Here is a 10,147-nt window from a genome sequence, read left to right as displayed (position 1 = left end):
GAATAGGGTCTGCGGGTGCAGCAACTACTTTTTCAAACATAATCGTCGTCCATGTTTATCGAAGGTTTAAGTAACGAGTAACTGAGTTAGTTATACCTTCCAACGTAAATCGAGACAACAGTGAAAGTGAAGAAAATTTCAAAAAGCGTCGTAATTTAGTATAGATTTTATTGAAACCGGGTTTTCTATATAAAAAGTCTCGTTATTCATTAGTGTAAGGAGAGGTTAACCATTAAAAAACATCGGAGCTAAATAGCAGCTAAGCGTGCATTTTCTTTTCTAGTTCGTTTTCCTTTGCTTCCATGCTGCGATACTTGTCGGCAATCGCAACGAAATCCGCCTCTACAGCAAGAAAGGCTGCCAAGATTTCTGGATCAAAATGCCTACCGTTGCCTTCTAAGATGATCGCTTTAGCTTTTTCATGGCTAAATGCTTTTTTGTACACTCGCTCAGAAGTAAGTGCGTCATAAACATCAGCTAATGCCATTAATCGTCCTGAAAGAGGGATTTCTTGTCCTTTTAAACCGCTTGGATAGCCACTTCCGTCCCATTTTTCATGGTGAGTTAAGGATATTTCCTTCGCCAGTTGAAGGAAGGAGTTAGTGCCAAGCTCTTTTTCCGCCATCGATAATGCTTGTGCGCCAATCTCAGGATGGCGTTTCATGATTTCGAATTCTTCATCGGTGAGCTTTCCCGGTTTGAGAAGAATATTGTCAGGGATGCCAACTTTACCTACATCATGCAGCGGCGCAGACTTATAAAGCAACTCGATGTAGTTTTCAGTTAGCAGAGCAGTATGGGGTTCAAACTGAGATAGATGTGGAGCCAAAGAACGAACATACTCTTGTGTTCGCAAAATGTGCGCGCCAGTTTCGTTGTCACGTGATTCCGCTAAAGCCGAAAGACTGACAATGGCCACATCGCGGGTTGTTTTCACTTCATCTTGAGATGATTCCAAGCTGTCGAGCATTTGATTGGTTAGTGATGCCATTGAACCTAGTTCATTATGCTCAAACACAGGGACGCGAGTAGAAATATTGCCATGTGCGACTTCAAGCAGGGAACACTCTTGGGCACTTAGTATTAATCGCATTAATTTACTCCACTGGACTATTATCGCGATAACATACCCTCCAAGGACAAATGCAATATAGATAAACTCTTTAATTACACTTATTACTCCGGTGCCGTCGAGAATACGTTCAGGGTTGTGTTTGAGCCAAAAGATATCTTTTATTGCCACCATAGCAAGCATAGAAGTCAATGCGATTAGAAGTAGGCTGATCAGCACTATCATCTGTTTAACCATAGATTGTCGCTTGCCACTAAGCTCAAACTGATAGCGCTGTTGACGGGTAAGGTTGTGGAAACTGCGGATTTTCGTATCGAGTTGTAGTAACAGCCCAGTGAAAAAACCAAATAACGTCATTCCAAACAGCACTTTGAGATTGCTATCGAGTGGGAAGTCGTATTGGAGGTTGTAAAAGCTGGCGAGAATTAAGCTGCCAAAGAACATTAAAGTGCTATCAAGTTGTGCGTGTTTTTGCTCAGAAATCAAAGAGTGGTGTCTAAGGAGGAAATGACGAATCAGATAAGCTGAACCAAAGGTCGCCGTGACATGGGTAAATAACTCGATAAAGGTAAGCGTTTCGAGCATAGGACACACTCGACCGCCATAAATACCAAAAACAACCGCGGTGAGAAGGTAGAGTTTGAGCGTCAGAGGTCCATTGTAGTGTGTGTTATCCATGGCAAAGCCTTTGTTTATTTTATGATAAGAGTAACGCTAGCCTAACGGGCAATCAAATCGCAAATCGCCCACTCAATACAAGACCGAGAATTCTATCGATTTGTTTCGCCCATTGATACAGTTTGATAACTTTCGTGTGAGATGCCGAGGATGTCGTGTGAGATAAGTGCGCACCCCTATAAGTGCGCACTGAAGGGTTAATTTTTCAGATTGACCTGAGATTCAATCGCATTGGTTTCTATATCAGGGTTGTTACTTAACTTGTCAGTCGCCCACTGGTTAAGGTGCGACAAGATGGCTTTAACCGCATGTTTCTCCGTCGGTGCTTCACCTTCGCTTACCTCTAACTGCTGTTTTGGGTGAGAGCCAGTTGCGTCTTCTGCGATGTGTAGCCAGTCTGGATGCCAATAATAAGGCTGCCCACTGTTTGATATCCAGCTGTGAACGCCGTTGGTTTCACCTTTGTACTCAATATCTGATGAATCGTATTTAGTCATTATTATCATCCTCCATGTAGGTATGTAGATCACTTTTGCTCTACAAATGTAACAGAGTTATTTGGATTTAATGTGACCAGTATCGACTAACACAGTTCGATATAGCTATTTTGTCCAACTGAGAAGGGGACAAGCCCATGATTCCATTGGCTGTGGTATCTTTGCCAAGCAATCAATGAGGGAATTATGAATCGCTATCAACAACTTGCCGAAAATCTAAAACAGCAGATTAAGGATAAAACTTGGCGTGCGGGAGAGAAAGTTCCGTCATTACGAGCAGCAAGCAAAAGCTTTTCGGTGAGCTCCGCGACAGTGTTGCAAGCTTATCAAATGTTGGAGTCTCAGGGTTGGATTAAAGCAAAACCTCAATCTGGCTATTTCGTTACTTCGGTGATCGAAAACGCTCAGTTGGAACAAGCGAGTCTTCCTCTCAATCGTGAGTATAATGATGAGCTGTATGAGTTCCTTAAACTCAACGTTCAAGTCCCCGTGGCTTTTGGTTCGGCGTTTCCGTCGCCACAGCTTTTTCCGCTCCAAGCTCTGAACCGTCATCTAGCGAGTGCAGGGCGTAAGATGCGTACTGAAACGGTTATTCATAACTTACCTCCCGGCAACGAAGCTCTGCGAAGAATGATTGCCCAACGCTACATTACTCAAGGCGTTTCTGTTTCACATCAGGATATTGTTCTCACCTCTGGGGCGATGGAGGCACTTAACCTGAGTTTGCAAGTCGTGTGTCAGCCCGGAGATGCGGTAGTTATTGAAACGCCGACATTTTATGGTGCGTTGCAAGCCGTAGAGCGTTTAAATTTAAAGGCAGTTCCGGTGGCTGTCGATCCCATTGATGGTATAGATATTAAAGCACTGGAGCAGGCATTTAGATCGTATGATGTAAAAGCGTGTTGGTTGATGGCGAATTTCCAAAACCCGACCGGAGCTTCCCTGAGTGAAGAGGCAAAACGCAAAGTCGTGGCGTTAGCTAATCAGCATGACGTTTATATGATTGAAGATGATGTCTATGCGGATTTGCATTTTGATAGTGCCAAACCCCAGCCACCTAAGTATTGGGATCAACAAGGGCGGGTGTTGCTTTGCGGCTCGCTTTCGAAGTCATTGTGCCCCGGATACCGAGTAGGATAGGTGGTGAATCGCAAGTTAAGTGATCGGCTGCAAAAGCAGCAATTTACAACGACACTGTCGGCAAGCTCGCCGATTCAGCATGGCGTGGCTCACTATCTGCAGTTTGAGAGCTACGATAACCATTTACGAAAACTACAAAAACATCTTAAAGCTAGACAAGCAGAATATATAGAAGCAATAGATAAGATGATGCCGAGCTGCGTAAGACTTCATTCACCTCGAGGTGGGTACTTTGTTTGGCTGGAGTTTAGCCCTGAGGTTGATACCTATTGTATCTATCAAGAATTGAAGAAAAGCGATGTTTCGGTTGCGTATGGGAACCTGTTTGATGTTCGCAATCAGTTTCAACATTGTCTACGTATTAACATTTCCTTTGAACTGACCGATGAAGTTGAGCAGGCTTTGATTAGAATAGAGCAGTTAGCAGCTGAGCAAGTGACTGCTAGGTGATTTTTCGCTTTAACTGTACTGCTTGTCTTTGGCGAACTTGTGTTCCAATACCTCTAGTGTAGTTGCGAGGGGTAAGTTATGGAAAAACAAGGTAATAAACACGAGTTTCGCTTAGTGTTTGTCGCAATAGTCTGTGCGAGTTTATTGGTGTTCGTCATCTTATTTTGGCAAAGTCATTTGCTGATTTCGCATGGACTGAGTACACCGCAGCCGCGATTCCTTTCGTCATGTTCGCGATCTGTTTATATGGAATTCGTTACGCTGCTAAACATGGCGCAGTAGATAAATAGCAAAAAAGGCTAACCCGAGGGTTAGCCTTAGTTTTAGGTGTGGTGTACTTCGATTAGAAGTTTGCGCTACGTGGTGTACGTGGGAACGGGATTACGTCACGAACGTTGCCCATGCCTGTTACGTAGGAAACTAGACGCTCGAAGCCAAGACCGAAGCCTGCGTGAGGTACAGTACCGTATTTACGTAGATCACGATACCAGCTCATGTGCTCTGGGTCTATACCGATTTCACGCATACGATCGTCCAGTACATCTAGGCGCTCTTCACGTTGAGAACCACCGATGATCTCACCGATACCCGGAGCTAGTACGTCCATCGCTGCAACTGTCTTATTGTCATCGTTTAGACGCATGTAGAACGCTTTGATGTCTTTCGGGTAGTTCTTCACGATTACTGGCGCTTTGAAGTGCTCTTCAGCAAGGAAACGCTCGTGCTCAGAAGACATGTCGATACCCCATTCAACAGGGAATTCGAACTCACGACCAGAATCTAGAAGGATCTGGATTGCGTCAGTGTAGTCTACTTGTGCAAAGTCAGAAGAGACAAACTGTTCTAGGCGAGTGATCGCTTCTTTGTCGATACGTTGAGCGAAGAACTCAAGGTCGTCACGACACTCAGCAAGTACTGCTTTAAACACGTACTTCAGCATATCTTCAGATAGTTTAGCGATGTCGTTAAGGTCAGCAAACGCAACCTCTGGCTCAACCATCCAGAATTCCGCTAGGTGGCGGCTGGTGTTTGAGTTTTCAGCACGGAAAGTCGGACCGAAAGTGTAAACCTTGCTTAGGGCACAAGCGTAAGCTTCTGCGTTTAGCTGACCAGATACCGTAAGGAAAGTCTCTTTACCGAAGAAATCTTCGTTGTAGTCTACATCGCCTTTCTCTGTGCGAGGTAGGTTTTCCATATCAAGTGTAGAAACGCGGAACATCTCACCAGCACCTTCTGCATCGGATGCAGTGATCAACGGAGCAGATACCCAGAAGTAACCTTGCTCGTGATAGAAGCGGTGAATTGCTTGAGATAGACAGTTACGTACACGAGCAACAGCACCAATCACGTTAGTACGTGGGCGTAGGTGTGCCACCTCACGAAGGTACTCGATAGAGTGACGAGTTTTCGCCATTGGGTAAGTGTCAGCATCTTCAACCCAACCAACAACTTTAACGTCAGTTGCGGCTAGCTCAAAGTCTTGACCTTTCGCAGGAGATTCAACAATCTTACCGGTTACTTCAACAGAACAGCCAGTGGTTAGCTTTAGGACTTCGTTGTCGTAATTATTAAGATTATTAGGGACCACGGCCTGAATCGGGTCGAAACAAGAGCCGTCATAAATGGCAAGGAAAGAGATTCCAGCTTTGGAATCACGACGTGAACGGATCCAGCCACGAACAGTCACTTCACTGTCTACTGCTAGCTGACCTTTCAAAACGTCTGATACAGGCGCGTAAGTCATGTTTTCAATATTCTCCATTGAGGTAAAAATTCAACCCAATGTTGCATTACTCATAGAATTTATAATGAGTGAACATTGGGTTGGATAGAATTCTTTAGATTCAATGGGACATATTACCTTTCAAATATTATGCTTCAACCTTTATTGTTACTTAGAGGCAGAAAAACGCTGAATATCGAACTATTTTTTACTTGAAAGGGTAAATTGGTCGAGTAACTCCTCTAAATGCTCCGCAAGCTGTTCAAGATTCATACTGATATCTCTTGTTTGAGCGGCAGAAACCGACGTTTGATTAGCATGTTCGTTGATAACTTGTACTTTGTGCTGTACATCTTGACTTAAATGGGCCGTATTGCTTGATTGTTGTTGAATGCTATTGGCGTGGGCCAAAGCTTGTTTCATCTCATCAACGACCTCAGTCATTGCCTGAGAGAGTTGCTCGATTTCACTTGAACGTTGATGAGCCGTGCTGCATACCGTATCTACCGACATCAGTGATGCTTCGCTGTCTTTTTGAAATAGAGCAATGATGCGCTCGATACTTCCGGTTGCCTCAGCAGTACGACTTGCTAAATTGCGCACTTCGTCAGCCACCACAGCAAAACCTCGACCTTGCTCACCCGCCCGCGCGGCTTCAATCGCTGCATTGAGCGCTAGGAGGTTGGTTTGGTCAGCAACGCCTTTAATTACCTCAAGTATGCTTGATACTTCAGCAGTTTGGCTATTGAGAGCTTCTATGCTCTCTTTTACATTTTCAATATCGGTAACTAGGTTCTTTATTTCACCGCTCGCTCCGTGAGCTTGTTGGGCACTTTGCTCGGCAATATGCGTTGTGTGTTTAATTAAGGACGAAGCATCTTCTGTTGCAGTTTCAACTTGTAGTTGTTGAGACTGCATCTGTTCGATGTTTCCTTGAACTTCGGCTGTTTCCACCTGCTGGTTGTTTGCTGTCGCATCAGTGACTTGAGCAACTTGAGTCAACTCTGTCGCGCTGCTGGCAACGTTATGTGAAGTCGACTGGACTCGTTCAAGGCTTTGTGTGACAGTGCCCATGAATGAGTTGATTGCACCCGCTAGTTGACCAATTTCGTCACTTTGCTTGCTAGCTAATCGTTTAGACAGGTCTTTGGTTTTGCTGAGACTTTGCATGAAGGCGGATGTTTTTTGGATAGGGCGAACAATAATTTTTCTGATAAGCCCCATAGTGATGAGGAAGCCTACAAAGCCAAACGCCGACATGATAGCTAGCGCGATGAAAGCGCGTTGGCTAATGAGTTGATTTATATGGGATAGGTTATACTCTAAGCGAATGGCACCAAGCACTTCACCTTCCGGTGCCATGTGACAAGCGATACAGTTAGTTCCGCGATAGTTCTCACTCGATTTCATTGGTAAGGCGACGACAATTCCTTTGCCCCATCCGGCAGAGATTGGCTCAATGATCATCTCACCAGCGAGTGCACGTTGGTCAATTTCATCGCTTGGTTTTTGATTCTCTTGGCCTGGGCCGTACAGTTTGCTGACTGAATCTGCACGTAAGACTTTGACGACTTCAATTCCGTCTTGGGCGAGGGCTTTTTGTCGTAAGGTCTCTTTTTGCGCCATAGTGCCGGTAAGCATCATCATGTTTAGGCTATCAAAGTAATTACTCGCTTTGTCATGAAGCTGTTCGCTTAAAACAGAGTTAATAAGTTCACGTTGTTGCAGATATTGGTACGTGGTTGACGCGACCAGAACTAAGCCAAATACGGTTAATAGGGTGATGAGCAGTTTATTTGTAATTGTAAGGCGCATTATTGAATTTAAATTTATATTATTGGAATAGACATCAACATGATCTCTGAAATGAGAATATGAAGGAAGACACCTAGAATTATACTGTGACCGCACTCTCTGTGAGGGTGGTGTTAATGTGATGTAAGGTGTATGTAATCAAAAGTTTGACGCCGTGACGTAATTTCGACGAGATTTGAGTTGCAAGATTATTCTGCGAAAATTGGTGGTTAATCTGTAAGTTTAACTCTAGCTTAATAGGTTGTTTTTATTAATGCGTAGTGTTTGTAAAGTGGAAGGTGTAGATATGACAAATAGGATAAGTTCGGCGATTCAATTGGCTCTAGCGCTGTCGGTCTTTTATTTAGGTTATACCATCCATACTGCCACTTCGAAAATTGGTCAGATCGTTGAAACATACCCACAAGTCATTAGTGATGTTAGAGCTTTATCTGATAACCTTCAAATTGAGCAGTGGCTTGAAGTTGCTGGGACATTGGAGGAGCTTCTTCCGAGCGCGATTAAGAGCATTGATGATGTAACAAGTGCTGTCAGTGCCACAAATAATACCGCGGCTTCAATCGATTCGAAGCTACCTGCGATTATCGAGGAATTTAGCTTGTACCGAGAGACAGTGATCCCTCCAGTGCTTAGTGAAGCTAAACAGTATCGAACAACAGTTATTCCTCAAGTCTTAGTTGAAAGTGAAGGCTACAGAAATGAGACCGTTCCGCTAGTTATTAGAGAGTCACAGGCCTTGCGACAAGAGATCCCACCTATCTTGTTTAAGGCTGATGAGATCGTGGAAAAGAGCCAAGAAATTGCCCAACATGCTACTCAGGGTGCGGTAAAAGGGGTGATCATGTCTCCGATCGACCTTATTAGGGAGGCAGGCACAGGGTTGAAAGATACCATAGCTCCTACTGAAGAGTAGCAGGCTACCTATTAGGGTGGAGATTATAATTTGACCAGTTAAAGTTTGACCTATTGCATTCGATCGCTCAAAGGATAATATGGGTCAATCTCAGTTCGAGATACCATAGCGCAGGACTTGCTATGACTTTTGCAAAGGAATGTCTGTTTTTCAGGACATTTTAATGATTTTCAAGATTACCACACCCATTTTGGAGCCAACTGAAGGGTCTCCACACTCTGCGTCGAACGACTCATCAACATCTCACTTCTTTTCTGCATTTTCTCGTTTTTTCAGTACCCCTCTGCTGTCTTATTCATTTTCTCGATTTTATTTCTCGTATTGACCCTTTTTAATCTCAATACATGCGCCTATCTTGGCGGAAAATTAATAACAAATTTATAGTCACGGTTTTATAGAAAATGAATACAAAACTTTTGGGCAGCGCGCTCATTATATCTGGCACTGCGCTTGGTGCTGGCATGCTTGCAATACCTATGGTTCTAGCTCAATTCGGCTTGATTTACGGCACACTACTTATGCTACTGATCTGGTTTGGTACCACTTATTCAGCGTTAGTTTTGCTTGAAGCAACCATTAAGTCTGGTGGTGGGTTAGGTCTTAACTCCATTGCGCGTAAAACATTAGGTAAAGGTGGACAACTGGTTTCAAATGGTTTGCTCTACGCGTTACTTATCTGTTTGCTGATGGCATACATTCTTGGTGCGGCAGATCTGCTAGCTAAGGGCGCAAATTCGATAGGCGTGGAACTGAGTTTTACTCGAAGCCAAGTACTATTTACTTTGGTCATGGGGGCGGTGGTTGCCTGTGGCACAGGCGTCATTGATAAACTCAATCGCGCGCTTTTCTTAGTGATGATTGCAAGTCTGGTCGTTACATTATTTGTGCTTATCCCTGAGCTTTCAGCAGCAAATTTAACTCAGGTGAGTAATCATGATCATCTTGGTCTTATTCAAACCAGTGCAGTGCTATTTACCAGTTTTGGTTTTATGGTGGTGATCCCAAGTTTAGTGTCATACAACGACGGAGCGACAGATAAGCAACTAAGAAATATGGTTATCATAGGCTCAGTCATTCCGCTATTTTGTTACTTATGCTGGTTGTTTGCCGTAGTCGGAAACCTCGCTCCAGAGCAATTGAGAGAGTTTGCGAGTGTTTCGGAATTAATAGCAGGCTTTGAACACGATGCTCCTTGGATCGGTACTGTCCTGTCTGTGTTTACAGGTTTGGCGCTATTGACCTCTTTCTTTGGTGTTGCGATGTCTTTGTTTCATCAAAATAGCGACGCCTTTAAGCAGAACCGTTTGATTACCTATGTGATTACCTTTGTTCTGCCATTGATTGGTGCGATTCTCGCGGCTGATCAGTTCCTGTCTGTACTCGCTTACGCGGGAATCATCTTGGTATTTCTTGCGGTGTTTGTCCCGATGGCGATGGTATACAAACTGCGTCTTGCGGGCACATTGGCGGAGCGCTACACCGCAGAGGGTGGCTCTGTGATGATGGTGTTTGGTTTAGGCTTTGGTCTGTTCTTGTTAATATCACAACTTATCTAGTTGATGGTGCTTAAGCGCTAAAAAAGCCCGAGCAGAGTATGCTGCTCGGGCTTTTTGCGTCTGAATAACGTTCGAGGTTAGCAGATAACTTTAACCGCTAGACCACCTTGAGAAGTCTCACGGTATTTCGCGTTCATGTCTTTACCTGTTTCTAGCATCGTCTCGATCACTTTATCAAGCGATACTGTTGGCGCAGAAGAACGACGTAGAGCCATGCGAGTCGAGTTAATTGCTTTGACCGCAGCAATACCGTTGCGCTCAATACAAGGAACTTGCACTTGGCCCGCGACAGGGTCACAAGTT

At 44.2% G+C, this 10,147-nt stretch carries 7 protein-coding genes and 2 pseudogenes; 4 read left to right on the top strand and 5 right to left on the bottom strand.

All coding sequences use genetic code 11. The features are described 5' to 3' along the window. Positions 1 to 259: 259 nt before the first annotated feature. Both QTO00_RS08535 and QTO00_RS08530 read right to left on the bottom strand, forming a co-directional pair. A complete protein-coding gene (locus QTO00_RS08535) occupies positions 260 to 1,750 on the bottom strand; it encodes an HD-GYP domain-containing protein (RefSeq protein WP_331424277.1) in 1,491 nt (496 codons plus the stop codon). A 197-nt stretch (positions 1,751 to 1,947) separates the two neighbouring features. Further along, positions 1,948 to 2,247 carry a hypothetical protein gene (locus tag QTO00_RS08530; protein WP_331424275.1) on the bottom strand — a complete coding sequence of 100 codons (300 nt, stop codon included), beginning with the start codon at positions 2,245 to 2,247 and terminating at the stop codon, positions 1,948 to 1,950. A 186-nt stretch (positions 2,248 to 2,433) separates the two neighbouring features. Here QTO00_RS08530 and QTO00_RS08525 point away from each other — a divergent pair. Then, positions 2,434 to 3,837, top strand: a pseudogene (locus QTO00_RS08525) (aminotransferase-like domain-containing protein). A 78-nt stretch (positions 3,838 to 3,915) separates the two neighbouring features. After that, positions 3,916 to 4,127 (top strand): annotated as a pseudogene (locus tag QTO00_RS08520) (hypothetical protein). 53 nt (positions 4,128 to 4,180) lie between these two features. On the opposite strand, the gene asnS reads toward QTO00_RS08520, so the two are convergent. Next, positions 4,181 to 5,581: an asparagine--tRNA ligase gene (asnS, locus tag QTO00_RS08515; protein ID WP_331424274.1), complete on the bottom strand. Its 1,401-nt coding sequence runs from the start codon at positions 5,579 to 5,581 to the stop codon at positions 4,181 to 4,183. A gap of 180 nt (positions 5,582 to 5,761) precedes the next feature. Beyond that, positions 5,762 to 7,375: a methyl-accepting chemotaxis protein gene (locus QTO00_RS08510; RefSeq protein ID WP_331424272.1), complete on the bottom strand. Its 1,614-nt coding sequence runs from the start codon at positions 7,373 to 7,375 to the stop codon at positions 5,762 to 5,764. A gap of 286 nt (positions 7,376 to 7,661) precedes the next feature. Between QTO00_RS08510 and QTO00_RS08505 the strand changes: the two genes are divergently transcribed. Both QTO00_RS08505 and QTO00_RS08500 read left to right on the top strand, forming a co-directional pair. Beyond that, positions 7,662 to 8,288 carry a hypothetical protein gene (locus QTO00_RS08505; RefSeq protein ID WP_331424270.1) on the top strand — a complete coding sequence of 209 codons (627 nt, stop codon included), beginning with the start codon at positions 7,662 to 7,664 and terminating at the stop codon, positions 8,286 to 8,288. Between the two features lie 401 nt (positions 8,289 to 8,689). Beyond that, complete coding sequence (locus QTO00_RS08500; RefSeq protein WP_331424269.1) at positions 8,690 to 9,844, top strand: amino acid permease; 1,155 nt, start codon at positions 8,690 to 8,692, stop codon at positions 9,842 to 9,844. 77 nt (positions 9,845 to 9,921) lie between these two features. On the opposite strand, the gene QTO00_RS08495 is transcribed toward QTO00_RS08500, so the two are convergent. Continuing rightward, positions 9,922 to 10,147 (bottom strand): L-serine ammonia-lyase, iron-sulfur-dependent, subunit alpha (locus tag QTO00_RS08495; RefSeq protein ID WP_331424268.1); only part of this gene is annotated, 226 nt, incomplete at its 5' end.

Source organism: Vibrio sp. M260118 (assembly GCF_036533755.1).
Classification (GTDB): domain Bacteria; phylum Pseudomonadota; class Gammaproteobacteria; order Enterobacterales; family Vibrionaceae; genus Vibrio.
The sequence above is the reverse complement of the archived record's forward strand: the minus strand, read 5'-3'. Positions and strand labels throughout refer to the sequence as shown.

What these genes read in the sequence shown, in the direction of transcription:
- QTO00_RS08535 (WP_331424277.1), bottom strand. Translation starts at nt 1,750, where the DNA reads ATGGATAACACACACTACAATGGACCTCTGACGCTCAAACTCTACCTT.
- QTO00_RS08530 (WP_331424275.1), bottom strand. Translation starts at nt 2,247, where the DNA reads ATGACTAAATACGATTCATCAGATATTGAGTACAAAGGTGAAACCAAC.
- asnS (WP_331424274.1), bottom strand. Translation starts at nt 5,581, where the DNA reads ATGACTTACGCGCCTGTATCAGACGTTTTGAAAGGTCAGCTAGCAGTA.
- QTO00_RS08510 (WP_331424272.1), bottom strand. Translation starts at nt 7,375, where the DNA reads ATGCGCCTTACAATTACAAATAAACTGCTCATCACCCTATTAACCGTA.
- QTO00_RS08505 (WP_331424270.1), top strand. Translation starts at nt 7,662, where the DNA reads ATGACAAATAGGATAAGTTCGGCGATTCAATTGGCTCTAGCGCTGTCG.
- QTO00_RS08500 (WP_331424269.1), top strand. Translation starts at nt 8,690, where the DNA reads ATGAATACAAAACTTTTGGGCAGCGCGCTCATTATATCTGGCACTGCG.